This is a genomic window from Gaoshiqia hydrogeniformans, from assembly GCF_049347105.1.
Taxonomy (GTDB): Bacteria; Bacteroidota; Bacteroidia; order Bacteroidales; family Prolixibacteraceae; genus Gaoshiqia; species Gaoshiqia hydrogeniformans.
This window is the reverse complement of sequence record NZ_CP186334.1, coordinates 1,833,002-1,857,690: the sequence shown is the minus strand read 5'-3', so window position 1 is coordinate 1,857,690 and position 24,689 is coordinate 1,833,002. Positions and strand designations below refer to the sequence as shown.

The window sequence follows — 24,689 nt, the reverse complement described above, 5'->3', positions numbered from 1 at the left end:
AATACAACAGTATTTTAAGTTTTACGTATTTTTAAGGCAAAATTAAAGCCTTTTAGCATGAACCTCCGGAACATTGGTATTCTCATCATCTTTTTACTGTTCGTCAGCGCCTCGGCCTGCAATAACACGCCAAAAAAATCGCGCAAGCCGGTATCGCAAATTTCAATTCTTCCAAAAAAGAAAAACCTGTACACGGGCGATTCCATTCGGTTTGATATCCAGATCAAGTTAAAGGAAGGTTCATTGGATAATGCCAAATTATACCTGGATAATGAACTGGTTAAAACATCGGATGAATTGAATTTTTCGTATCCGGCCGGAACGTTAAATATGCCCGGCAAACACCAGCTGAAGGTGGTTGCTACAAAAACAGATGGGGTAGAAGGGGTTAACTTTTTGACTTACGAGGTGTTATCGGATATTGAACCTGAAATCCTAAACTACGAAATTGTAAACACGTATCCGCATAGCACCGAACATTTTACGCAGGGATTTGAAATTCATCAGGGTAATTTTTACGAAGGGACCGGTGAATACGAAAAATCAGGGATCTATCAATTTGATTTGCAAACCGGACAGATTTTAAAGTCGGCCAAACTGGAAGACAAATATTTTGGTGAAGGAATTACCATCCTGAACAACAAACTCTATCAGCTTACTTACAAAGAAAAAACCGGATTTATTTACAACCTGAATACCTTTGCCCGGATCGACAGTTTCAGCTACGATACGCCGGAAGGCTGGGGGCTGACCAACGACGGCAAATACCTGATTAAAACCGATGGTTCCGAATTTCTTCATTTCATTCACCCGGAAACCATGCAACTGGAGAAGAAACTGCCTGTTTACGACAACAAAGGTCCGGTAAAATATTTAAACGAGTTGGAATATTACGACGGCTACATTTACGCCAACATCTGGACAACCAATTATGCTGTAAAAATTGACGCTGAAACCGGTAAGGTGATCTCCAAAATTAATTTTGAAGGACTGTTATCATTCATGTACAACCCGGATAACCGGATTGACGTGCTGAACGGCATTGCTATTGACAGCAGGAACGGGAAAATGTATGTGACCGGCAAACTCTGGCCAAAATTATTCGAAGTGAGGCTGGTTAAAACAAGCCCGGGTTCTCGTTAAACCTGATCACTCCGAGGTGTTTGTATGCCAACTCGGTCGCCTCGCGGCCACGCGGGGTTCTTTTTATAAAGCCTTCTTTGATCAGGAATGGTTCGTATACTTCTTCAATGGTGCCGCTGTCTTCGCTGACTGCGGTGGCCACAGTACTTAATCCGACCGGGCCTCCCTTAAATTTATCGATAATCGTCCGCAGGATTTTATTGTCCATCTCATCGAGCCCGTGTTTATCGATATTCAGCGCTTCAAGCGAATACTGGGTAATCTCCAGGTCAATCTTACCGTTTCCTTTCACCTGGGCAAAATCGCGGACACGGCGTAACAAAGCGTTCACAATCCGGGGAGTTCCGCGACTGCGCGAAGCAATCTCGATCGCCGAGCGTTCATCGATCTCCACATTCAGAATTTGGGCCGAGCGTTGTACAATGCCGGTTAACACCTTCAGATCGTAATATTCAAAATGGGCTTTAATGCCAAAACGGGCGCGAAGCGGGCTGGTCAGCAAGCCGGAACGGGTAGTGGCGCCAATCAGCGTAAACGGGTTTAATTCCAGCTGGATTGACCGGGCGCTTGGCCCTTTATCGATCATGATATCGATTTTATAATCTTCCATAGCCGAATAGAGGTATTCTTCGACAATGGGGCTTAAGCGGTGAATTTCATCAATGAAAAGAACATCGCGTTCGTCGAGGTTGGTCAGTAAACCGGCCAAATCGCCCGGTTTATCCAATACCGGACCTGAAGTTAACTTCAAACTTACCCCCAGTTCGTTGGCAATGATGTTCGAAAGCGTGGTTTTTCCAAGTCCGGGAGGGCCAAAAAGCAAGGCATGGTCCAGAGCCTCGCCCCGCATACGGGCAGCCTGAACGAAGACTTTCAGATTTTCAACAATCTGGGCCTGTCCCTTAAAATCGCCAAAAGACAAAGGCCTCAACTGTTTGTCAAACTCGTTATCCTTCTCCGAAAATGATTGATGGTGCGGATCCAAACGATCAGTCATAAAACTACTCTTAAGCTTGAAAAAACAAAGATAGTTTTATTTGCAAAGCTTGAAAAATATAATTTGCCGGCCCTGCTACAGGTAATCCATAATCCGGCCCGAGATCTGCTGCAGCGATATTTCGGCCAGCTTGGTCTGGTATTGCACCGAAATCAGGCGTTCTTCCGCATCGAGAAGACTTTTCTGCACTTCGCGAAGTTCCAGTCCCGACAGGTTTCCGAGCTTGTACCGTTCGAGCGCTATTTCCAGGTTTTCGCGGGCTACGCTCAGGTTTTGTTCTTCCAGCCTGAGCAGCTGCAGATTATTCTCGTACGCATAATAAATCGTGATCAGGTCGGCCCTGATTTGTTGTTCGATTTCCTGGTACTGGTATTTTTTGTTTTCAATTTCAAGGACAGCATTGGTTTTTTCGCGCCGGCGGTTATACCCGTCAAAGAGATCCATCCCCAGGGTAAGGCCGTAGTTCATCCCGTTGGTCCGCTGGTTACTTAAGGAGCCGGCATCGTAGGTATTATATGCCAACGCGTAACCCGACGAAAAATTAAGGTACGGGTAAGCCCGCGACGCGATCAGCTTATGATCCAACTCCGAAATAACCCGGTTCTTTTTTGCGATCTGCAGGCTGGTATTGTAGTTCAGCGTTAAATCGAGCAAGCGGTCATACAACAGTTTTTCATCAATGTGGATCACCGAATCTTCCAACTGTATATTTCCTCCCGGATCGTCAGCAGCCATCAGCTCGTTAAGCCGTACCTGAGAGGCACGAAGCACTTCTTTTTGCCGCGCATAACGCGAACTGTCGGCATTCAGGTATACAATCGACTGCAACAGCTCCAGCTTGGACGAAGAGCCCAGTAAATAGCGTTCTTCGTCGATACGTACCCGTTCGCGCGACAGGGAAACCGCATAGGCCAGGTTATGGTAAAGCCGCTGTTGCTGCACGTAAAAATAATACTCCGAAACGATTTCGCTGACCAAACGCTCAACCTCGGTTTGGGTGCCAAGTTCACCTAATTGTTGCTGTTCATTCAGTTTCTGATAGCTGGTTCGCGCGTTAAATCCCTGGAAGATGGTCCAGTTCAGATTAACACCCGCGGTTCCGGTTGTATTATGCACACCCGACAAGGTGCTTTTCTCTCCATCCGTATCGTGTTGGGTAATCTGATTCACCGTTCCGCTGTACCGGTTTGTCATGCTCAGGGTAGGGAGGTGGCCGGCATTTCCCAGGCTGTAATTATTGGCAGCTATCTCTTCGCGGTTGCGGGCAACCCGGATGGAAAAATTACGTTCCAAACCAATGCTGATGCACTTGTTTAAATCAAACAATTCCTGCGACTGAGCCGGTTTCAGAACAGGTAAAATGAAAAGTAACAAAACGAAACGGCGGATGATCGGATTGAATTTATTGGCTGTCGGGCAGGTTGGTATCATGGTCGTTATTTTTTGTTTCGCTTGAAATAATCAGGTAGATCGATGGAACCACATAAAGGGTTAACAAGGTGGAAAGACTCATTCCTCCGACTACGGCAACCCCCATAGCAACGCGGCTTTGCGCACCCTCGCCCCAACCCAGCGCCAGGGGCAGGATACCCAAAATTGTTGACAAGCTGGTCATCAGAATGGGCCGGAAACGGGCCGAAGCCGCATATTGAATGGCTTCGCGTTTACTCTGCCCTTCGTTTTTTCGCTGGTTGGCAAATTCAACAATCAGGATCCCGTTTTTCGAAACCAGCCCCACCAGCATGATAATCCCGATCTGGCTGAAAATATTCATGGTAATATCAAAATACCACATGAAAAACATAGCTCCCGTAAGGGCAAACGGAACGGTCATCATCACGATAACCGGGTCTTTGAAACTTTCGAACTGAGCCGAAAGAACAAGGAATATCAACACAATAGCCAGCAGAAATGCAAACATAAGGCTCGATGAACTCTCCATGAAATCTTTCGAGTCGCCGGCCAGGGCCGTACGAAAACTGTCATCAAGCACTTTATCGGCAATCTGATCCATTTCTTCCAGTCCCTGGCTGATTGTCTTCCGCTCGGCAAGGCCGGCCGAAACCGTTGCAGCCACAAAGCGGTTATAACGGAATAGTTGCGGCGGCGCAGTAGATTCCTGCAAAGTCACGAAATTATCCAGTTGTACCATCTGGCCCGAATTGTTCCTCACATACAGCGATTTCAGATCGAGCGGTTTATTGCGGTCTTCGCGGGCCAGTTCACCCAAAATCTGGTATTGCTTTCCGTTCATAATGAAGTAGCCGAAACGTTGGCCACTAAGGGCCAATTGCAGCGTTTGCCCGATATTTTGCGTGGATACGCCCAATAAATTAGCCTTATCGCGGTTAATCACAATTTGCAGCTCGGGTTTGGTAAATTTCAGGTTGACATCGGCCATAACAAAGGTGGGGTTATCATTCACCTCGGCCATGAAAGCCGGTAATACCTCACGTAATTTATCGATGTTCGGGGCCTGAAGCACGTATTGAACCGGAAGGCCTGCGCGTCGCCCTCCAAAGGTGGACTGCTGGATCACATTGGCCCGCGCCCGGGTTTTTTTGCGAAGTTCAGCGGTCAGCTGGTTGGCTATTTCCTGCTGCGAACGTTCCCGTTCCGAAGGATCCGAAAGCACCACACGAACAAAACCACCACCTCCTCTGATCATGGTGGTTACCTTATCCCGCTCGGGAATAAAGCGGTTAACGACGTCGGCTACTTCTTCGGTGTACGACAGTTTGTACTCGTAAGTCGATCCCTCGGGGTAAATCATACTGACGCTCATCTGCGAACGGTCTTCAAGCGGGGCCATTTCTGCCGGAATATTTTTCCACAAAATGAATATCAGCGCTAACGACAGAATTAAAATCATCAGAGAAAGGTACCTCCGGTTGAGAAGCGAATTCAGTGATTGTTGATAAGCATTGTTTAGAGCAATGAAAAACTTCTCGGTAAAATTGTAAACTTTACTCCGTTTGTGCCTGGTTTTCAGAAATTTTGTTGATAGCATCGGGGTCAGGGTCAACGCCACAAATGATGAAATGGCTACCGCTCCGGCAATCACGATGCTAAATTCGCGAAACAAACGTCCCGTCATTCCTTCCAGAAAAACAATCGGAAAAAACACTGCAATCAAGGTAATCGTAGTCGATATGATAGCAAAAAATATTTCATTCGACCCTTTTAAACCTGCTTCGAGCGGGCTCATGCCTTTTTCTATTTTCACATAAATGTTTTCCATCATCACAATGGCATCGTCGACCACCAGGCCGATCGATAATACGATGGCCAGTAAGGTGAGTACATTGATGGTAAAACCGGCCATATACATGATGAAAAAGGAACCGACCAGCGAAACCGGAATAACCAGGATGGGAATAAGCGTGGTGCGCCAGTCGCGCAAAAAAATGAAGATGATGATGACTACCAGAAAAAATGCCAGGTAAATGGTGCTTTTTACTTCTTTGATTGACGACCGTATATACCGGGTATTATCAAAACCCACTTCAATCTGTACATCGTCCGGAAGGTCTTTTTTCATGTATTCCAGTCGCTGGTAAACTTCATCCACGATATCAATGTGGTTGGCTCCGGGTTGCGGAACCAATACGGTTGCAACCATTGGAATTCCGTTCATCTTCATGATACCCCGCAAATCTTCCGGTCCAAGCTCGGCCCGGCCTATATCGCGCACCCGGATTACCTGACTTCCTGTTTGCTTTAATATCAGGCTGTTAAACTCTTCGGGGTTGGTCATCAAACCGAGGGCGCGAATTGTTAGTTCGGTTGTAGTACCTTCTATACTTCCTGCAGGCAATTCAACATTTTCACGAAGAATCGCATTGCGAACATCAATCGGGGTCATCTGGTATCCCGCCAGCTTGGCCGGATCGAGCCAAATACGCATGGCATAGCGTTTTTCGCCCCAGATCATGACGGCGCTTACCCCCGAAATAGTCTGCAACTGCTCTTTAAATGTCAAATCTGCAATTTCCGACAATTCGAGCAGTGATCTTTTGGGGCTTTTCACGGCAATCATCATAATCGGACTCGCATCAGCATCAGCCTTCGAAACGGTTGGCGGATCGCAGTCGCGGGGCAAGAGGCGCTGCGCCTGCGAAACCTTATCGCGCACATCGTTGGCGGCCGCCTCCATATCGACCGACAACTCAAATTCGACGGTAATGCTGCTTCTTCCCTGGCTGCTGCGGCTGGTGAGGGTGCGAATACCCGGAATACCGTTAATCGATTGTTCGAGCGGTTCGGTAATTTGTGTTTCAATTACATCGGAATTGGCACCGGGATAAGACGTATCGACCGAAATAATCGGCGGATCGACACTGGGAAACTCTCTTACGCCCAGATAAGTCATTCCTATTATCCCAAAAAGAAGTATCACCAGCGACAATACCGTAGCTAATACCGGACGTTTTATACTGACAGAAGATAAGCTCATCGTGTACTGTTTACTAAATGTTCATTGGTAATCAGCGTATCAAGCTGAACAGGAAGGCCTTGACGGAGTTGAAGAATGGCTGTGGTAAGCAACGTATCTCCAAAATGAAGTCCATCGCGTATCTGGATGTACGATTCGGTGCGCAGTCCGATCGTCACTTTTACTTCCTGGGCTCGCCCGTTTTTGTAGATGAACACTTTTTCACCGTCCATTTCAGGAATAATCGCCTCGGTGGGAACCGATACGGCATGTTCGATCTGCGACAGACGCGCGCGTACACTGGCAAACCGCCCGGGCTTAAGCTCTTCATTCAGGTTGGGATATAAGGCGCGTACCACAATGGTGCGGGTATCTACATCTACCTTCGGATCAACGGCATACACCCTGGCTGTAAAGGCTTCGGGCGTTCCGTCCAGTACAAAACTAATCGGAAAGCCGGGTTCTACCTCGCCGGCATAGCGTTCGGGAATCGAAAATTCGATTTTCAAAGGACTTATTTTTACCAGGCGCACTATTTTTGTTTGTGTGCCGGCAAAAGCGCCTTCGCTGATCATGCGTAAGCCGACAATGCCGTCGAAAGGCGCGCGAAGTTCCGTTTCGGTAATACGCGCTTCAATCAGCATAATATCGGCTTCGAGCGACTGAAGTTCGGTGGATACCTGGTCGTAACTTTCGCGGCTGATGGCATCGCGGTCGAGCAGCTGCCGCTGACGAAATTCGCGTTCCTGCGTTAATTTCATCTGTGCCTGAAGCTTTAAAAGCTGTGCCTGAAGCGGTTTATCGTTCATTTTGGCCAGCAGGTCGCCTTTTTTCACACGGCTTCCTTCCGAAAAATAAATACCTACTATTTTACCCGAAGTTTCGAATGATAATTCAACCTCTTCATCGGGAATAAGCGATCCGGTACTGTATATCAGTTCGTTCATTTTGGTGGGTACAAGGATATAACCGCTGGCATAAAGTGGTTGACCTGCGCCTCCGCGGGCTGAAAGAACAGCTGTATGCTGTTTTTCTTTGGGCTGAAAAAAGCGTTTTATTTTCGGGTAGAAAATAATTCCTCCCAATAAAAGTATGGTTGTAACGGTAATGGATACACGGATGGACTTTTTCATTCGCTGATATCTTGGTTAAATTGGTTTTTTTCGGTCATAAACTACGAAACAGAGGAACACAAAAATACATACCAAATAACAGGCACATATTTAGACTGCATTAATATCTTAAGGTAAAAAGTGAAAGTAACAGTTTTTTTTCATTTTTTCCCCCGCTTAGGAATTGTTAACAACATTGGAGCAGGAAGGAAGGCAGAAAACCGAAAAGTGGAGTTAATAAATGGAGAGATCTTCGAAAATTTGTTTGAGTTTTTCAACGTCAAAGGGCTTGGCCATAAACTCATTCATGCCGTACGACAGGCATTTTTCCCGGTCGTTGTCCATGGTATTGGCTGTAATGGCAATAATAGGGGTTTGTTCCTGATGATTATTCGAATTTTCGTATTCGCGAATTTTTAAGGTGGCTTCCAAACCATCCATCACCGGCATCATGATATCCATCAAAATCACATCGAACTTGCCTTTTTTGAACATGTCCAATGCTTCTTTACCATTATTGGCAATACTAACTTCGTGGTTATATTTTTTCAAACCGAATGTAACAATCCTCTGATTCAGCACATTATCTTCAACCAACAGTATGGAAAGCTTTTCATTCATCATACGACACTAAATGGCGTGTAAATTTAATTCCATTTTTTACAAAAAGGAAACCCATCTTCCGCTTTAAATCATCAAGTATTATTATTTACTTTTAAAATGAAATTGAATATGTAATTAATGATAGCTTGTTGATAAGCTTGAAAAGTTTTTTTTAGAAACCTTGTTTTTTTGAAATTTTGTTTGTTTTTCATTTTTATGAACGGGCCGCCAACAGCTTTACATCTTAAAAATCAAAGCAGTTTCAAATTTAACTAACAATTGTTGATAGTGTTTGTTTTTAATTTATTCAATCTCTTTGTTTCTCTTTTTACTGTTTATTTTTGTTTGGTCTTTTTGAATGAATTTTTCTTGATTTTGATGTGAGTGACAGATCTTAAAATTATTTGTTCAAATCGAAAATTTTGATGTGTTTTTTTGTGGAAATTCTACAAACAGTTTTGTTTTAATAATTAACAATGAAACGTTTTATTTTGTGGCTGTATTTAAGAAATTTAGGAAAAAATGTCTGCCAACTATGAACAGCTTGTTGATAAACTGAAAACTTTTAAAAGGAAGTTTTATTTGTACCGCTTGCTGAAAGGCTTGTTAAGCTTTTTGGTTTGGTTTCTTTGTTATTACAGTTTCCTGGTACTGATAGAACATTTTCAATATACCCCGACTTTTATACGCGGACTTTTCTTTTTTCTTTCGCTGCTTTTTATTGTGTTTTTGGCGGTGTGGTTTATTTTTATCCCCGCGGGTAAACTGATCGGATTGTTTAAGCCGATAACGTATAAACAAGCATCAGAACTGATAAGTAAGCATTTTGGCGAGATAGAGGATAAACTGATTAATATACTGGAGCTGGCTGAAGAGAAAGATTCTGCTAATGCTTTGGTATGGGCCAGTATAGACCGGAAGATCGATCAGATTAAGTTTTTCAATTTTAACCTGGCTGTTGATTTTAAAAAACTAAAATGGACTGGCTTGGCTTTTTTGATGACTTTGTTCTCTGTTTTTGCTTTTTCGGTGTTATTCCCGGGTTTATATACCGAAGCGGGCTACCGGCTGATTCATTTCAATCAGCAATTTATGAAACCCGGTCCTTTTACGTTTCAGTTATTAAATACTGATTTGCAGGTAAGGAAAGGCGATTCGGTTGAAATTAAAGTAAAATGTGCGGGAAGAAAAGTTCCTGCTATTTTATATATCAATATCGGTGAAAATAATTTTTTAATGGAAGGGGATGAAGATTTGTTTCGGTATCAGTTGGATCTGGTTTACAATGATTTGGAGTTTTATTTTACCGATTTAACTCATGTATCCGAAAAATACCGGTTAACGGTGTTGCCAAGTCCTTCGGTATTAAATTATTCAATCGATTTTGTTCCGCCGGCTTATACCGGTTATCAAAAGGAAACGATTCACAATACAGGTGATTTGACTGTTCCTTACGGAACGACCATTCACTGGAATTTTAAGACGCTGGATACCGACAGTCTGGCCGTCTGGTTGGATGATGAAGCGCTTTACGGCGGTTCTGAAGGCGGTTTGTTCAGAGTTGATTACCGGGCGAAGCGGAATATGCCTTATTCGGTTTCGCTGGCTAACCGATTTTTTCAAAGTAAAGATTATCTGCATTTTAAAATTGAGGTGATACCCGATCTTTATCCCCGGATTGACGTGGTTCAGTTAGCCGATTCGCTCGATTTTTTCAGGTATTACTTTAAGGGTGCGATATCGGATGACTACGGGTTCTCCGATTTGTTTTTTAATCTCTATTTTAATCAGAAAGACAGTTTGATTTCTATTCCTGTTTTGAAGAATCTGAACGAGCAACATTTTTACTTTACCTTTAATTTTAACGAATTATCCGGTTCTTCCGATCAGGTATCGTATTATTTTACGGTGAAAGATAACGACTATTTTCATGGCTTTAAAGGAGCGAGTTCAGAGGTTTTTCAGCTAAGTTTTCCTTCCGGTAAGGAAAAGTTGTCGGCCGACAGTCAGTCGTTTTCTGATGTGCAGGAGTTAATGATGCAGAGTTTTGAGCTGAGTAAAGAGCTTAAACGATCGGTGGAAGAGTTAAAGTTTAAGTCGGTGGGCGATATTTCGGATTGGGAAAAGCAGCAGTTGATTCAGGAAATTTTAAATAAGAAGGATCAGCTTGAAAGACAGCTTGATCAGTTAAAACGAACGAACTCGGATATGAACCGGCTGATGAATTCGTTTTCGGAAGACAAATCGAAGATTATCAAACAGCAGCAGGAAATTGAACAGTTGCTCGACGAGATTATGACCGACGAGTTGAAGGCGTTGTTTGACGAGTTTAATAAACTGGCCCGCGAGTTTGATCAACAGAAACTGGATCAGCTTATGAATCAGTCAAAATTTCCTTTGGACGACCTTTCCAGCCAGTTGGAACGAAATTTACAGTTGCTGAAACGGATGAAAATTATTCAAAAGCTGGAGCAGATTTCCGGTTTTTTGAATGAGTTGGCAGAGAAGGAGTTAAATAACAGTTATGAGTTGAATAGAAAGAAGGATTTTCAGGATATTTTATCGAGAGAGAACGATAATTTTGAGCTGTTGAAATCGGTTAAAGAGGAATTTCAGACCTTGTTGGAGTTAAATAAGACACTGAAAAAGCCGATGAATTTGTTTGTTCTTGATCCGGAGTTTGAAGAGATATACCGGAAATACGGCGAAATTACGGATCATTTGGAGAATAAACGAAATAACAGGGCAAAAACAAGTATGGAAGAGAATGCTAAAATGCTTGAAAACCTTGCTTTTCTGGTTCGAAGGATGGCAGAAAATAACCAGCAGCAACAACAGGCTGAAAATGTTTTTCATTTGCGTCAGTTGTTAAATAACCTTTTATATTTGTCTTTGAATCAGGAACGAATTATGACTGGTTCATTCGGCGTCAGCTTGAGTGATCCGGTCATTGGCCGGCTGCGTTTGATGCAGGAACAACTGGTTGGTCAAAGTAAGGTGGTTAAAGATTCGTTATATGCGCTTGCCGAACGTACGCCGGCTATCAGTTCAAAAGTAACCGGCGAACTGATGAAAATGACTTTTTCGATGGAGAAGGTAAACGACGAGTTAGGAGAGGGGAGGGTGAGCAGTGCGCAGCGGTTTCAGCAGAACGCCTTGACGGCAGCTAATGAAATGGCTCTGTTCTTAAACGAAGTTCTCGAAAACATGGAGCGGCAAATGGCCGACGGGATGCCGGGCGATCAGGAATGTCAAAATCCGGGATCGGGAAAAAGCGGGATGAGCCAGTTGAAGGATACCCAGGAATCGTTAAAAAAGCAGCTGGAAAAAATGATCGAGCAGATGAAAAGCGGTTCGGAAGGAAATTTGAACGAAAGCATTGGAAAATCGCTCGCGCAGCACGAAATGTTGCAACAAATGATTCGGGAGATGGTAAACGGCTCGGAAGTGGGAAGTTCTGCTAAAGAACAACTTAAACAGGTTGAAAACCTTATTGAACAGAATAGACGCGATTTAATTAATAAAAATGTGACCAGCTCGATGATCAACCGGCAAAATTTAATTCTCGACCGCTTACTGAAAGCCGAAAAAGCGGAGATGGAACGCGAGATGGATGATGAACGTGAATCGAAAACGGCAGATGATTTATTTTATAGTAACCCGCTTGAGTTTTTTGAGTATAAACAGAAAGACGATAACAGGATGGAAGAGATTAGATACGACAATTACAGATTGCGGTATTATTATGATCAGAAATATAAAAAATACATCAATCAACTAAAAAACTGATTTTGAAGAGAGAGCTTAACATACCATCCAGTTTTGTTTATCTTAAGGAAGTTGATTTGTTTGTCCGGGAATTGCTTCGTCATTACCATGTGTCCGATTCGATTGCGGGTTATATTAATTTAAGTATTTGCGAATCGGTGAACAATGCTATTTTACACGGAAATAAATTGGATCAGGCAAAGAATGTAAAAATATGCGCCGAACTCGCCGATGATTTTTTAATTGTTGAGGTTGAGGACGAAGGCGAAGGTTTTAATTATCACGAGATGCCCGATCCTACTGCAGTGGAGAATATCCGGAATGAGGGTGGGAGAGGCTTGTTTATTATCCGTAATCTGGCTGATCAGCTTAGCTTCAAAAATAACGGTTCGTTGGTTCAATTAAAATTTAAACTTAATCGTGAGCATCAATTTTTATTGTGAAGATGTAAAGACACTTCATTTGGAAAAAAGAAAACTTAAAGGCTGGATTCGGGCGGCGATCAGTGAGGAAGAAAAAATACCGGGTGATTTAAGTTTCGTATTTTGCAGCGATTCGTACCTGCTTGAAATAAATAAACAATACCTGCAACATGATTATTTCACCGATATCATCACCTTTGATTATGTAAACGAAGGATTGATTTCAGGCGATATTCTGATTAGCGTGGACCGGGTAAGAGAAAATTCGCAACAGTACCGGGTTGAGTTCGGACAGGAGTTGAATCGGATCATGATTCACGGGGTTCTGCATTTATGCGGATATAAAGATAAGTTAACGAAGGAGAAGGAAATCATGACCCAAAAAGAAGATTATTACCTGTCTAAATGGTAACTTTTTCATATTAAAGGTTTTCTATTAATTTTGTGGCGAAAAAATTTTAAAGATGTTACCATATTACGATGTCATTGTAGTAGGAGGGGGCCATGCCGGTTGTGAAGCAGCCGCTGCGTCCGCAAATTTGGGATCGAAGACATTACTCATCACCATGGATATGGGAAAGTATGCCCAGATGTCGTGTAATCCGGCTATCGGAGGAATTGCAAAGGGGCAGATTGTACGCGAAATTGATGCCCTGGGCGGTTATACCGGCATCATTACCGACCGGACTTCCATCCAGTTTCGGATGCTAAACCGTTCAAAGGGACCGGCGATGTGGAGTCCGCGTGCGCAAAGCGACCGGATGCGTTTTTCTGAAATGTGGCGGAATGAACTGGAAAAGATTGATAATTTAGATCTTTGGCAGGATGCCGTGGTTCACCTGTTGATTGAAAACGGGGAGGTAAAGGGCGTTAAAACAAAAATTGGCGTTGAGTTTAAATCGAAAACGGTAGTATTGACCAACGGTACGTTTTTGAATGGTTTAATGCACATTGGGCGCTCGCAGATGGAGGGCGGCCGGATCGGGGAGTCCGCATCCTATTTTATCAGCGACCAGTTGGCCGAAGCCGGCTTTGTAACCGGGCGTTTAAAAACAGGAACGCCGGTAAGGATCGACGGAAGAACCATTGATTTTTCGAAATTGGCCGAGCAAAAGGGCGATGAGGGATATTATAAATTTTCGTATTTACCCGGCGAAAAATCACCTTTAAAACAGCGTAGTTGCTGGATTACCTATACCAATAAGGAGGTTCATAAAATACTGGAAGAAGGTTTTGATGATTCTCCGATGTATAACGGGACCATTCAGAGTACCGGCCCGCGGTATTGTCCGAGCATCGAATCAAAGATTGTTACTTTTTCGGAGAAACTGCAGCACCAGTTGTTTCTCGAACCGGAGGGCGAAACAACCATTGAGTATTATTTGAACGGTTTTTCATCGTCGCTTCCCTGGGATGTGCAGTATAAAGCATTACGCTTAATTCCGGGTTTGGAGGAGGCGCGCATTTTTAGGCCGGGTTATGCCATTGAATACGATTATTTCGATCCGACCCAGTTGTATCATACGCTTGAAACAAAGTTGATTAATAATCTTTTTTTTGCCGGACAGATTAACGGTACAACCGGCTACGAAGAAGCAGCTGCCCAGGGCTTGATGGCGGGCATTAATGCTCATCAGAAGGCCTTCGGTTTGCCCGATTTCAGGTTGAGCCGCGATGAGGCTTACATGGGTGTGTTGATTGACGATTTGGTAACAAAAGGCGTGGATGAGCCTTACCGGATGTTTACTTCGCGGGCAGAGTATCGGATTCTTTTGAGGCAGGATGATGCTGATGCCCGCTTGACGCCGAAAGGCTTTGAGCTGGGTTTGGCCGGGAAGGAGCGCATGGACTTATTGGAAGAAAAGTTGAAATACAGGGATGAAATTATTGATTTTGTTTCCGGTTTTTCGATCAAACCACAATACATTAATTCCGTTTTGGAGGAGAAAAATACCTCTGTTTTAAAGCAGGCGGTTAAGTTGAAAGATATTATTTCGCGACCCCAACTGTCAATTTTTGATTTGGTGGAACCAATCGTGCCTTTCAATAAATTTCTGAAGAGAATCCCGGAAAACCGGTTTAATGAGATTCTGGAGTCGGCTGAAATTCTGATTAAGTATTCAGGCTACATCGAACGTGAAAAACAGATGGCGGATAAGTTTAAAAGGCTTGAGAATATGAATATCGAAAACCGGTTCGATTACGAGGCTATCCATACCATTTCGATGGAAGCCCGGCAAAAACTGTCGCGCATCCGGCCTAAAACCATCGGGCAGGCGAGCCGGATTTCGGGGGTAAGTCCGGCGGATATTAATGTGCTTTTGATCATGCTGGGGAGATAGTGTTCCACGTGGAACATTTAAAATCACAAAAAAATACCATCTGTTTCTGATAAAATATACAATGAATTTAAAAGAGATTATACGCGAAATCCCGGACTATCCGGAAAAGGGAATCAATTTTAAGGATATTACCACCCTTTTGAAAAACGAGACTGCTTTCAGAGAAGTGGTAGACCAGATCTGTGAAAACTTCAAAGGGAAGAATATTACGAAGATTGTTTCATTGGAGTCGAGGGGTTTTATTGTCGGCGGGGCGGTGGCCTATTGTTTGAATGCCGGTTTTGTGCCCGCCCGGAAAAAAGGCAAATTGCCTGCACAAACCATCAGTGAATCGTACGATCTGGAATACGGGACCGATACCATCGAAATGCACCTGGATGCCTTAACCGAAGAAGATGTGGTGTTGATCCATGACGATTTGCTGGCAACAGGAGGTACTGCCCTGGCTGCTCTGAAACTGGTGCAGCAGCTAAATGTGAAAAAGATTTACTTTTCTTTTATTTGTGATTTGAAGTTTATTGACAACGGAAATAAAAAGATCCTTTCAGATTACGAAACACATTCCATTGTTGAATATTAATTCTTTCTTTTGGTTTGAAATACTCCAGTATGAATCATCGGGCCGAACAACTGAAAGAACTGATTTCGGTGCTTCCTGACCAACCGGGAATCTATCAGTATTTTGATAATACCGGGAAAATCATCTACGTTGGAAAAGCAAAAAATTTAAAGAAGCGGGTATCTTCTTACTTTACCAAAAACCACGACAGCCGGAAAACTGCCCTGCTGGTCCGGAATATTGCCGATATCAAACACATGGTGGTTGAAACGGAAGAAGATGCCCTTTTACTGGAAAACAACCTGATTAAAAAATACCAGCCCCGGTATAATATCCGTCTGAAAGACGATAAAACGTATCCCTGGATTGTTGTCAAAAATGAACGTTTCCCGCGCGTGTTTCAAACCCGGAATGTTTACCGCGACGGTTCTTCCTATTTCGGCCCGTATACTTCGGTGGTAGCCGTTCGTACCTTGCTCGATTTGTTCAAACGTTTGTATAAACTCAGGAATTGTAAATACAATCTTTCTGAAGAAAATGTAAACCAGGGAAAATTCAAAGTTTGTCTGGAATACCACATCGGAAACTGCCTGGGTCCGTGCGAAGGTCTGCAAACGGAAAAAGAGTATAGTCAGTACATCGATCAGATCAAAGATATTTTAAAGGGAAATATTTCGGGGGTAATCAAGTACCTTCGGGAAATGATGAAAAACAGGGCCGGGGAATACCGTTTCGAAGAAGCGGAGCAGATTAAAGAAAAACTGATTATTCTCGAAAAATTTCAGAACAGGTCAACGGTTGTCAGTTCCACTATTACGGATGTTGATGTTTTTGGGATCGATGTGGTCGAAAAATCAGCTTTCGTCAATTACCTGAAAGTGATCAACGGGGCCATCGTGCAAACGTATACCACCGAGTTGCGGAAAGTATTGGATGAATCGCCCGAAGAATTACTTGAATTCGCGATAGCCGATATCCGGCAAAAAATTTATTCGAATGCCAAAGAAATCCTGGTACCCTTTAAACCTAAGATTGCTCTGAGCGGGATTGAATTTAGAGTTCCGGTTCGGGGCGATAAAAAGAAACTGATGGATTTATCGGTACGCAATGCGAAATATTTCCGGCTCGAAAAAGAGAAACAACAGGTTTTGTCGAGACCGAAACAAAACACCGATCGCATACTCGAAACCATAAAAAAAGATTTACAGTTGAAAGAGTTGCCTGTTCAGATTGAATGTTTCGATAATTCCAATTTGCAGGGGACAAATCCGGTGGCGGCCTGCGTTGTTTTTAAGCAGGCGAAACCGGCCAAAAAAGAATACCGCCATTTCAATGTGAAAACCGTGGATGGACCGAATGATTTTGCATCGATGGAGGAAATTGTTTACCGCCGCTACAAACGTTTGCTTGAGGAAGAAAAACCCTTGCCACAGCTGATCATCATCGATGGGGGAAAGGGTCAATTGGGCGCCGCCCTGAATGCGCTCGAAAAATTGGATTTGCGCGGAAAAATTTCGATCATCGGCATTGCAAAAAAACTGGAAGAAATCTTTTTCCCGGGCGACTCGGTTCCGCTCTACCTCGATAAAAATTCGGAAACGCTAAAGGTGATTCAGCAGGCCCGCGACGAGGCCCATCGTTTTGGCATTACCTTTCACCGGCAAAAACGATCGAAGAGTTTTATCAAGTCCGAACTCGAAGAAATTCCAGGAATAGGGGAGAAGACCATTCAGTTGCTTTTGCGCGAATTTAAGAGCCTTGAGAACCTGAAAAATCAGGACTACGATACGGTGGCTGCCCGAATAGGCGATTCTCGTGCCGCCAAAATCTTCGAATATTTCAATCTAAAGAATTGAAAAATAGCTTTTTAAATAGCAAAATTTGGCCCTGAAAACAGGCGCCTGATTGTTGTCAACCAGATCAGTTCCGGTACTTTTCATCCGATTCCAGCAGGCCCAGGTAAGAGTAATAGCGGCTTTCGGCAATTTCGCCTTCCATAACGGCTTTTTTAACTTCGCAAGCCGGTTCGTGTGTATGGGTGCAATTGTAGTACTGACATTTTTCAAGTCGTTTGAAAATTTCGGGAAAATAGTGCCCGATTTCTTCTTTTTCCATATCCAGCATTCCAAAACCTTTTATTCCGGGAGTATCAATAATGTGTCCTCCAAAACTCAGTTCAAACATTTCCGAAAAAGTCGTCGTATGTTTTCCGGTTTGATGATAATCGGATATTTCTTTTGTTTTCAGGTTCAATCCCGGTTCAACCGAATTGATCAGGCTTGATTTACCAACACCCGAATGACCCGAAAAAACATTGGTTTTGCCCGCCATCATTTTTTTGAGTTCATCCAGGCCGGTTTTTGTTTTTACAGAGGTTTGCAGGCATCGGTAACCAATTTTTCGGTACAGCTCAGTCCAGTCCTCCATCTGCTGTTTCTGTTCGTGGTTATAGCGGTCAATTTTATTGAAAATGATGGTACAGGGGATGCGGTAAGCTTCGGCCGAAGCCAAAAAGCGGTCGATAAATGTGCTGGTCGTTACCGGGTAATTGATGGTGACCACGATAAATGCCTGATCGATATTGGCGGCAATAATGTGTGACTGCTTCGAAAGGTTCGGCGACCGGCGGACAATGTAGTTTTTCCGGTCTGCGATTTCGGTAATTAGGCCAACCATTTCTCCCGTGCGCCCTTCTTCCTGGTCAGACAGCCGGTATTCAACCAAATCCCCAACCGCCAGCGGATTGGTACTTTTAATATCCTTGATACGGAAATTACCTTTAATTTTGCAATCAAGGATTTTTCCTGTTTCGGTTTTTACCTGGTACCAACTTCCAGTTGATTTTATAACAATACCTTTGTTCAATGGCTTTCTGATTTAAAAAAATAAACTATTTTAACCGGAATTAATCATTCCAAAATTACGAAAAATTGTGAAACGTATTTTTTCTTATAATGTAAATGGCATCCGGGCTGCTTTAAAGAAAGATTTCTTAACATGGATGAAGCAAGCTGATCCGGATATTCTGTGTATTCAGGAAACAAAAGCCCAAAACGGGCAGATGAGTGAGAATGAATTTGAAGCCCTGGGGTATTCGATGTACAGCTATTCGGCCGAAAAAGCAGGCTATAGCGGAGTGGCCCTTTTGACCAAAGAAAAACCAATTCATGTTGAATACGGCATGGGTAATTCGAAGTACGACAAAGAGGGCCGGGTGATACGCGCCGATTTTGGCTCTTTTTCGGTCATTAGCGCCTATTTCCCCTCCGGAACGACCGGAGATGCCCGGCAGGCCTTCAAAATGGATTTTCTGGCCGATTTTCATGCTTATTTGAATGAGTTGAGAAAAGAACATCCCAACCTGATCATTTCGGGCGATTATAACATCTGCCGTTTGTGGATCGATATACACAATCCGGAAAAGCAGCAGAACACCTCCGGGTTTCTGCCCGAAGAACGCGAATGGTTCCGGCAGTTTACCGAAGACGGTTATACCGACAGTTTCAGGGAGATTGTTCAGGAACCGCACCAGTATTCGTGGTGGAGTTACCGGGCGGGCTCACGTGGGAACAACAAGGGCTGGCGGATCGATTATCACCTGGTGACCGCCCCGTTAAAAGAAAAAATCAGAAACGCCGGAATTATCCCCGAAGCGGTGCATTCCGATCATTGTCCGGTATGGGTTGAAATGGATTTATGAAGACGTTTGCGCTTGGCTGTTTTTTTCTGTTGAATGCAAGTCTGGCTTTTTCCCGGCAGCAGGAGCGTTCTCCGGCTCAAAAGCAGGATAGTACTTATATTCAGTCTTGCTATCATGACCTGGTTATCCGGGCATATTCGGCAAACAAGAATAATTTTGTCCGGTTTCACGACCTGAGCGAGATGGTCCGGTTGAAATATCGTCCGAACGATTATTTTAACCTGGGCCTTGGTTTCGATTACAAGTGGTTTGGGCTGAAGTTGGGCACAAAAGTTCCTTTCCTTTCCCGGGATGATGATCGTTTTGGCAGAACGTCAAACTATGGCCTGCAGAGTTATCTGTACACCCGTAAATTCACGATTGATGTCCTGGCGCTGAAAACCCGCGGCTATCACCTCGACCGGGAAGACGGGCAGGGGCTGTTTATCCCCGGAGAAGAACGGTATTATCAACGCAGGGACCTGGTTACCAAAAACCTTGGCGTGAATTTGAATTATGTACTGAACAACCGGAAGTTTTCGTACAAGGCGGCGTTCAAACAAACGGATATCCAGCTGAAAAGCGCCGGCTCGCTGGTATTTGGAGGGGGAGTACACTTACTTAAGGTGGAGGCTGATTCGGCCTTTGTGCCTTCCGAGATCGGAAATTCCTACTTTAAAACCGCCCGCGAACAGAATCACCTGGAAGCTTCGACACTGAATGCCAATTTGGGTTATGCTTATTCGCTGGTGCCCACTAAAAACTGGATTATTACCGGCTCATACCGCTTTAGCCTGGGTTTGCAGCAAAATGTGTGGCACATGAGCGGAGAAGAGGCCGACTACCAGACCAAACTGAGCCGGGGCGATGTTTTCCAACTATCGGCAGGGTATTTTTTCCCCAGATTTTTTATCGGAACAAGCTTTATCCGCTACCAGCAAAATTCGCGGGTTCAGTATCGAATGTTAAGCATCCTGAACGGGACAAATTTTATCGAATTCAATATAAGCAAAAGGATCAAACTCTAAGCGTCTGATCCTTTTTGCTTTACCGGATATGGAGTTTTTCCGGTATTATTTTGACTCTTGTTTATTCCCAGTCCAGGATGATTTTTCCGCAGTTTCCCTGTTCCATAATGTCAAAAGCTTCCTGAAAATCAGCTGCTTTCATGCGGTGAGTGATCACCGGCGTAATGTCCAGTCCGGTCGTCAGCATCATTTCCATGTGGTACCATGTTTCGTACATTTCACGTCCGTAAATCCCTTTAAGGGTTAATCCTTTGAAAATGAGCTTACTCCAATTGATTGTGGTATTACCCGGGAGTAGTCCCAGCAAGGAGATTTTTCCACCGTTGTACATATTTTCCACCATATCTTTAAATGCAACCGGCGAACCGCTGCATTCGAGTCCGATGTCGAAACCGGCGACCATGCCAAGCCGTCCCATGGCGTCTTTCACACTGTCTTTCAAAGGATCGACCACTTTGGTAGCTCCCATCTGGCGGGCCAGGTTCCGGCGGTATTTCGATATATCGGTACCAACGATATTCCGGGCGCCGGCGAAACGGCAAACAGCGGCAGCCATAGCGCCTATCGGTCCGCCAATACCGGTAATCAGCACATCTTCGCCAAGCAGGGGGAAGGAGAGGGCCGTGTGTGTGGCATTGCCCAGCGGGTCCATAATAGCCATAATTTCGTCGGGAATACGCGGATCGACTTTTAACACGTTTTTGGCCGGCACCGCGATATACTGGGCAAAACCGCCGTCACGCTGGACGCCGATCCCTACCGTATGGTCGCAGATGTGCTGACGGCCGCGGCGGCAGTTACGGCAAAACCCGCAGGAAATATGTCCTTCAACCGTGACCCGTTCGCCCACATGGACCCGGTCGACTTCCGAGCCGGTTTCAACCACTTCGCCCATGTATTCGTGACCAATGATAACGGGTGTTTTGATGGTGTTCTGAGCCCACTCGTCCCACTTGTAAATATGCAGGTCGGTACCGCAAATGGCGGCTTTTTTCACACGGATTAATACATCGTTCGGGCCGATTTTGGGCATGGGAACCTCTTCCATCCATAGGCCGCGTTCAGGTTTACTTTTGACAATCGCTTTCATTTTTCCATTGAATTAACATGTGCCAATTTATAGCTAATTCAACTCAAAAGAAATAAGGAAAATCATATTTCATGGGTTGATTTTGTCGTGTCCCAAAAACCTAAACCCGGTTTCGCCGGAAATTTCTACCTTTGCATAAATTTTGCAATTCATGGAAAATCAACTTCAGGTTTACAACACATTAAGCCGCAAAAAAGAAGTTTTTAAACCTCTTCACCCGGGTAAAGCCGGACTTTACGTATGCGGACCGACTGTTTACGGCAAAGCCCACCTCGGCCATGCCCGCCCGGCCATTACGTTCGATCTGTTGTTTCGTTACCTGAAACACCTGGGTTATAAAGTCCGTTATGTGCGGAACATCACCGATGTAGGCCACCTGGCCAACGATGCCGACGAGGGCGAAGATAAAATTGCCCGGAAAGCCCGGCTCGACGAGCTGGAACCCATGGAAATTGTTCAGATTTATACCAACGACTATCACCAGAAAATGGAGAAACTGAACGTGCTTCCGCCAAGTATTGAGCCCCGTGCAACCGGCCACATCATCGAGCAGATTGAGGCCGTGGAAAAAATCCTGGTTTCGGGATATGCTTACGAAAGCAACGGGTCGGTTTATTTTGATGTGGAAAAATACGCCAAAAACTATCCTTACGGCGAACTTTCGGGACGTAAAATCGAAGATTTACAGGCGAATACCCGCGAACTGGAAGGGCAGGGTGAAAAGCGCTCGCCGCTCGATTTTGCCATCTGGAAAAAGGCATCGGCCGAACACATCATGCGCTGGCCCTCGCGCTGGAGCGACGGTTTTCCGGGCTGGCACCTCGAGTGCACCGCCATGAGTTGCAAATACCTGGGCGAAACCTTCGATATCCACGGCGGCGGCATGGATCTGACCTTCCCGCACCACGAAGCCGAAATTGCCCAGGCTAAAGCCGCTCACGGGCACGATGCCGTACGTTACTGGATGCACAATAACATGATCACCCTGAACGGGCAAAAAATGGGAAAATCGCTCGGAAATGCCATTTCGCTCGACGAGTTTTTCGAAGGAAATCATCCCTCGCTCGAAAAAGCATACAGCCCCATGACCATCCGCTTTTTCATGCTGACTGCCCATTACCGCAGTACGCTCGACTTCTCGAACGAAGCGCTGCTGGCTGCCGAAAAAGGGCTGGAGCGTTTGCTGAAAGCGGCTGAAACCCTTGAGCAACTTCAGGCCGGAGAACAGTCGACTGTGGACGTTGCCGGTTTAAAACAAAAGTGCTATGCCGCTATGAACGACGATTTGAACAGTCCGGTGGCCATGGCCCATCTGTTCGACGGGGTGAAACTGATTAACTCGGTTGCCGACGGGAAAGCCGCTGTTTCAGCAGCCGACCTGTCGGACCTGAAATCTCTGTATGCGACCTTTATTTTCGATCTGTTTGGCCTGAAAAAACAGGAACAGGCTACAGCCGGGGAAAACAAGGCTTACCATGCCGCCGTTGACCTGCTGCTGCAGATCCGCCAGGAAGCCAAAGCCAATAAAGACTGGGCGATGTCCGACCGGATCCGGAATGAGCTGGCCAACCTGGGTTTTGTGGTAAAAGATACCAAAGAAGGCTTTAGCTGGGAGTTGAAATAAGCCCGGGAGATTTTGTGGCTGCGCCTGATTGCCGTTGCCCGTGTCAACCCCGTGTTTATCCGGCAGTTGCCGGAGGTTTGGATAATTGGTCACTGGATAATTGGTCATTGAAGCTTGCGGCTTGCAGCTTGCTACTCGCAAATAAAGGGGAGACTTCGTGTTGAAAACCACTTGCCGGAGGTGGTTTGTTTCAACCAGCATTATTCCCGCTTAAAAATTCTTTCTCAAAAACTCCCGGGCATTTTCTTTCATAAAACGCTCAACAATTTCATTGGCCTTCAGCCGGTTAAATTCATGCAACTGGCTGGCCTGCTCCGAAACCAGAAAATTATAGGCGTGTTTTTCGAGGTAGCTGTCAAACAAGGGCATATCTTCGGCTGTCCAGAAGCCGTTCAGCGGGTTAATCATCCCGTCGAAGTCGGATCCGATACACTGGATTCCCCAGGCAAACCGGTGGTTGTGGTTTAAAACCCGGGCTATGTGCTCAATTTGGTTCCAAATGAGCTTCGACTTGTAAAACAGCATTTTCCGCCGGTCCAAAAACGGTCCGCTTTTCTTCAGTTCCGATTCGCTGGCCACCCGGCGTTCGTCGAACTGGATGCCAAACAAGCCGCCCGAACGGGCCACCTGCAGCAGTTCATCATCAAAGAAATTGATATCGGTACCCTGAAATTTGCCGTAGTTAAACAGGTCGTCTTCCACCCGTTCCCGGTACGACCGCATACCGTTCACGGCGCCATGGCTCACCAGTAAGGGAATAATCTCGTCGGGGAATTCTTCTTCGAGGAAGCGGTAATACTCGTTTCGCGCCTTGACACTCATGTGTTTCAGGTCGATCAGCACTCGTTTTCCATCGGTATTGTCGAGCAACTTGCGGACGACCTTCCATCCCAGCTCGTGAAAACCTTCGTTTAAACCTTCCGACTGATCGCATAGCTTCCGAACCATCCCGTGAAGGCTTTGGGCATGACCCACCAGCTCGTTGTTGAAATGATGGGTCATGCCGATGAAAAACAGCCGTTTATCCCATTGTTTTACTTTATCGACATTGGCCAGTACTTCATCCGGATCGGCCTTTTTTCCCATCATCCCGAGGCCGCAGTTGAATACATGTGCTCCCTCGATGGTCAGAATTACATAGATGCTGGTGATCCCCGGCTCGTGGTTTTCTTCCATTTCGTGAAAGGCCGACACCAGTTTATACCGGTACCAGCGTCCGTCGATCCTGATTTTATGGCCGTCGAGTTGCTTGTAAAAGTTGTATTCCATCTCCAGATCGGTAAAGTAATTATCCATTTTCTGGACGTAATCAATGCGTTTTTTTCCCATGCCGATGACCAGGTTGTTCACCAGATCGCCCGGTAGCTTGGTGCCGATTTTGGTCATCACAAAGCCCTTTTCGAGGCCGCACAGCGACACGAAGACGACCTGGGCGCCTCCTTTGGCCAAGGTTGTAAAATCGGATTGGCGAAACTTGGTGAGCGTGGCCGTAATGTTGGCCAGTTTGTCGATAACCGAAGGCGAATCGGCAAACCACAGGCTGTCCTGCCGGTTTTTGTTGGGGTTGTTGATACCGGGCTTCCGGTTGAAACTTTTTCCCAAGGCCTTAATGGCCGGATGAATGTGTAAATCGATAAACTGTGATTCCATATTTTGTCAGATGTTAAGGGTTATCCGCTGAAAAATGGAAAGGTTATTGACGGGTTTTGGTTTGGGCAGACCACTGCGGCCGGTGTCGGAGCAGATGCAATTTAAGAATAAATCGACTTAAAATCAACTACTCCGGCTTTTCGGGGCGTACGACAAATTCCACTTTTTACCAACACATTCCCGTATAGGAAACCTGACTTTGTACAGGCTCTCTATGGTATTCGCTTTGATGCCGGA

General features: G+C 45.0%; 18 protein-coding genes. 10 read left to right on the top strand and 8 right to left on the bottom strand.

Going from position 1 to position 24,689, the window contains the following annotated elements; all coding sequences use genetic code 11:
• The first annotated feature begins 57 nt into the window (after positions 1–57).
• The gene (locus tag ACOIT5_RS07470) at positions 58–1,143 is read left to right on the top strand and encodes a glutaminyl-peptide cyclotransferase (RefSeq protein WP_423129849.1); all 1,086 of its coding nucleotides are present in this window, start codon (positions 58–60) and stop codon (positions 1,141–1,143) included.
• Here ACOIT5_RS07470 and ruvB read toward each other — a convergent pair.
• From ruvB to ACOIT5_RS07445, 5 genes are all read right to left on the bottom strand, one after another.
• The gene (gene ruvB / locus ACOIT5_RS07465) at positions 1,118–2,140 is read right to left on the bottom strand and encodes a Holliday junction branch migration DNA helicase RuvB (protein WP_423129848.1); all 1,023 of its coding nucleotides are present in this window, start codon (positions 2,138–2,140) and stop codon (positions 1,118–1,120) included. The two genes, ACOIT5_RS07470 and ruvB, sit on opposite strands and share 26 nt — an antisense overlap.
• Positions 2,141–2,215: 75 nt before the next feature.
• The gene (locus ACOIT5_RS07460; RefSeq protein WP_423129847.1) at positions 2,216–3,571 is read right to left on the bottom strand and encodes a TolC family protein; all 1,356 of its coding nucleotides are present in this window, start codon (positions 3,569–3,571) and stop codon (positions 2,216–2,218) included.
• Positions 3,543–6,596, bottom strand: a complete 3,054-nt coding sequence (locus tag ACOIT5_RS07455) for an efflux RND transporter permease subunit (protein ID WP_423129846.1) — start codon at positions 6,594–6,596, stop codon at positions 3,543–3,545. Before ACOIT5_RS07455 ends, ACOIT5_RS07460 begins: the two co-directional genes overlap by 29 nt.
• On the bottom strand, positions 6,593–7,708 hold the full coding sequence (locus ACOIT5_RS07450) for an efflux RND transporter periplasmic adaptor subunit (RefSeq protein WP_423129845.1): 1,116 nt from the start codon (positions 7,706–7,708) through the stop codon (positions 6,593–6,595). Before ACOIT5_RS07450 ends, ACOIT5_RS07455 begins: the two co-directional genes overlap by 4 nt.
• A gap of 213 nt (positions 7,709–7,921) precedes the next feature.
• Positions 7,922–8,311 carry a response regulator gene (locus tag ACOIT5_RS07445; RefSeq protein ID WP_423129844.1) on the bottom strand — a complete coding sequence of 130 codons (390 nt, stop codon included), beginning with the start codon at positions 8,309–8,311 and terminating at the stop codon, positions 7,922–7,924.
• 501 nt (positions 8,312–8,812) lie between these two features.
• Here ACOIT5_RS07445 and ACOIT5_RS07440 point away from each other — a divergent pair.
• The 6 genes from ACOIT5_RS07440 (at position 8,813) to uvrC (ending at position 17,237) form a co-directional block, all read left to right on the top strand.
• Positions 8,813–12,079, top strand: coding sequence for a coiled-coil domain-containing protein (locus ACOIT5_RS07440; RefSeq protein ID WP_423129843.1), 3,267 nt, complete (start codon positions 8,813–8,815; stop codon positions 12,077–12,079).
• A 2-nt stretch (positions 12,080–12,081) separates the two neighbouring features.
• Entirely contained in the window at positions 12,082–12,501 is a 420-nt protein-coding gene (locus ACOIT5_RS07435) for an ATP-binding protein (RefSeq protein WP_423129842.1), read from the top strand.
• A 19-nt stretch (positions 12,502–12,520) separates the two neighbouring features.
• Positions 12,521–12,892, top strand: a complete 372-nt coding sequence (ybeY, locus tag ACOIT5_RS07430) for an rRNA maturation RNase YbeY (RefSeq protein ID WP_423129841.1) — start codon at positions 12,521–12,523, stop codon at positions 12,890–12,892.
• A 52-nt stretch (positions 12,893–12,944) separates the two neighbouring features.
• Complete coding sequence (mnmG, locus tag ACOIT5_RS07425) at positions 12,945–14,822, top strand: tRNA uridine-5-carboxymethylaminomethyl(34) synthesis enzyme MnmG (protein ID WP_423129840.1); 1,878 nt, start codon at positions 12,945–12,947, stop codon at positions 14,820–14,822.
• Between the two features lie 61 nt (positions 14,823–14,883).
• Positions 14,884–15,402 carry an adenine phosphoribosyltransferase gene (locus tag ACOIT5_RS07420; RefSeq protein ID WP_423129839.1) on the top strand — a complete coding sequence of 173 codons (519 nt, stop codon included), beginning with the start codon at positions 14,884–14,886 and terminating at the stop codon, positions 15,400–15,402.
• Positions 15,403–15,431: 29 nt separating this feature from the next.
• Positions 15,432–17,237 carry an excinuclease ABC subunit UvrC gene (gene uvrC / locus ACOIT5_RS07415; protein WP_423129838.1) on the top strand — a complete coding sequence of 602 codons (1,806 nt, stop codon included), beginning with the start codon at positions 15,432–15,434 and terminating at the stop codon, positions 17,235–17,237.
• Positions 17,238–17,301: 64 nt separating this feature from the next.
• Here uvrC and rsgA read toward each other — a convergent pair whose 3' ends face one another.
• A complete protein-coding gene (gene rsgA / locus ACOIT5_RS07410; protein ID WP_423129837.1) occupies positions 17,302–18,246 on the bottom strand; it encodes a ribosome small subunit-dependent GTPase A in 945 nt (314 codons plus the stop codon).
• 67 nt (positions 18,247–18,313) lie between these two features.
• Here rsgA and ACOIT5_RS07405 point away from each other — a divergent pair, with 67 nt between their 5' ends.
• Positions 18,314–19,081: an exodeoxyribonuclease III gene (locus ACOIT5_RS07405; RefSeq protein WP_423129836.1), complete on the top strand. Its 768-nt coding sequence runs from the start codon at positions 18,314–18,316 to the stop codon at positions 19,079–19,081.
• Positions 19,078–20,088 carry a DUF4421 family protein gene (locus ACOIT5_RS07400; protein WP_423129835.1) on the top strand — a complete coding sequence of 337 codons (1,011 nt, stop codon included), beginning with the start codon at positions 19,078–19,080 and terminating at the stop codon, positions 20,086–20,088. The genes ACOIT5_RS07405 and ACOIT5_RS07400 overlap by 4 nt, the downstream gene beginning before the upstream one ends.
• Before the next feature lie 61 nt (positions 20,089–20,149).
• On the opposite strand, the gene tdh is transcribed toward ACOIT5_RS07400, so the two are convergent.
• Positions 20,150–21,178 carry an L-threonine 3-dehydrogenase gene (gene tdh, locus ACOIT5_RS07395; RefSeq protein WP_423129834.1) on the bottom strand — a complete coding sequence of 343 codons (1,029 nt, stop codon included), beginning with the start codon at positions 21,176–21,178 and terminating at the stop codon, positions 20,150–20,152.
• Between the two features lie 151 nt (positions 21,179–21,329).
• Here tdh and cysS point away from each other — a divergent pair, with 151 nt between their 5' ends.
• Positions 21,330–22,802: a cysteine--tRNA ligase gene (gene cysS, locus ACOIT5_RS07390; RefSeq protein ID WP_423129833.1), complete on the top strand. Its 1,473-nt coding sequence runs from the start codon at positions 21,330–21,332 to the stop codon at positions 22,800–22,802.
• 210 nt (positions 22,803–23,012) lie between these two features.
• Here cysS and ACOIT5_RS07385 read toward each other — a convergent pair whose 3' ends face one another.
• Positions 23,013–24,452, bottom strand: a complete 1,440-nt coding sequence (locus ACOIT5_RS07385; protein WP_423129832.1) for a membrane dipeptidase — start codon at positions 24,450–24,452, stop codon at positions 23,013–23,015.
• Positions 24,453–24,689 lie beyond the last annotated feature (237 nt).

Coding starts and splice junctions, on each gene's coding strand:
- ACOIT5_RS07445 (WP_423129844.1), bottom strand. CDS start 8,311: ATGATGAATGAAAAGCTTTCCATACTGTTGGTTGAAGATAATGTGCTG.
- cysS (WP_423129833.1), top strand. CDS start 21,330: ATGGAAAATCAACTTCAGGTTTACAACACATTAAGCCGCAAAAAAGAA.
- ACOIT5_RS07440 (WP_423129843.1), top strand. CDS start 8,813: ATGTCTGCCAACTATGAACAGCTTGTTGATAAACTGAAAACTTTTAAA.
- ACOIT5_RS07460 (WP_423129847.1), bottom strand. CDS start 3,571: ATGATACCAACCTGCCCGACAGCCAATAAATTCAATCCGATCATCCGC.
- ACOIT5_RS07400 (WP_423129835.1), top strand. CDS start 19,078: ATGAAGACGTTTGCGCTTGGCTGTTTTTTTCTGTTGAATGCAAGTCTG.
- ACOIT5_RS07455 (WP_423129846.1), bottom strand. CDS start 6,596: ATGAGCTTATCTTCTGTCAGTATAAAACGTCCGGTATTAGCTACGGTA.
- ACOIT5_RS07385 (WP_423129832.1), bottom strand. CDS start 24,452: ATGGAATCACAGTTTATCGATTTACACATTCATCCGGCCATTAAGGCC.
- tdh (WP_423129834.1), bottom strand. CDS start 21,178: ATGAAAGCGATTGTCAAAAGTAAACCTGAACGCGGCCTATGGATGGAA.
- ruvB (WP_423129848.1), bottom strand. CDS start 2,140: ATGACTGATCGTTTGGATCCGCACCATCAATCATTTTCGGAGAAGGAT.
- ACOIT5_RS07470 (WP_423129849.1), top strand. CDS start 58: ATGAACCTCCGGAACATTGGTATTCTCATCATCTTTTTACTGTTCGTC.
- ACOIT5_RS07450 (WP_423129845.1), bottom strand. CDS start 7,708: ATGAAAAAGTCCATCCGTGTATCCATTACCGTTACAACCATACTTTTA.
- mnmG (WP_423129840.1), top strand. CDS start 12,945: ATGTTACCATATTACGATGTCATTGTAGTAGGAGGGGGCCATGCCGGT.
- ACOIT5_RS07420 (WP_423129839.1), top strand. CDS start 14,884: ATGAATTTAAAAGAGATTATACGCGAAATCCCGGACTATCCGGAAAAG.
- uvrC (WP_423129838.1), top strand. CDS start 15,432: ATGAATCATCGGGCCGAACAACTGAAAGAACTGATTTCGGTGCTTCCT.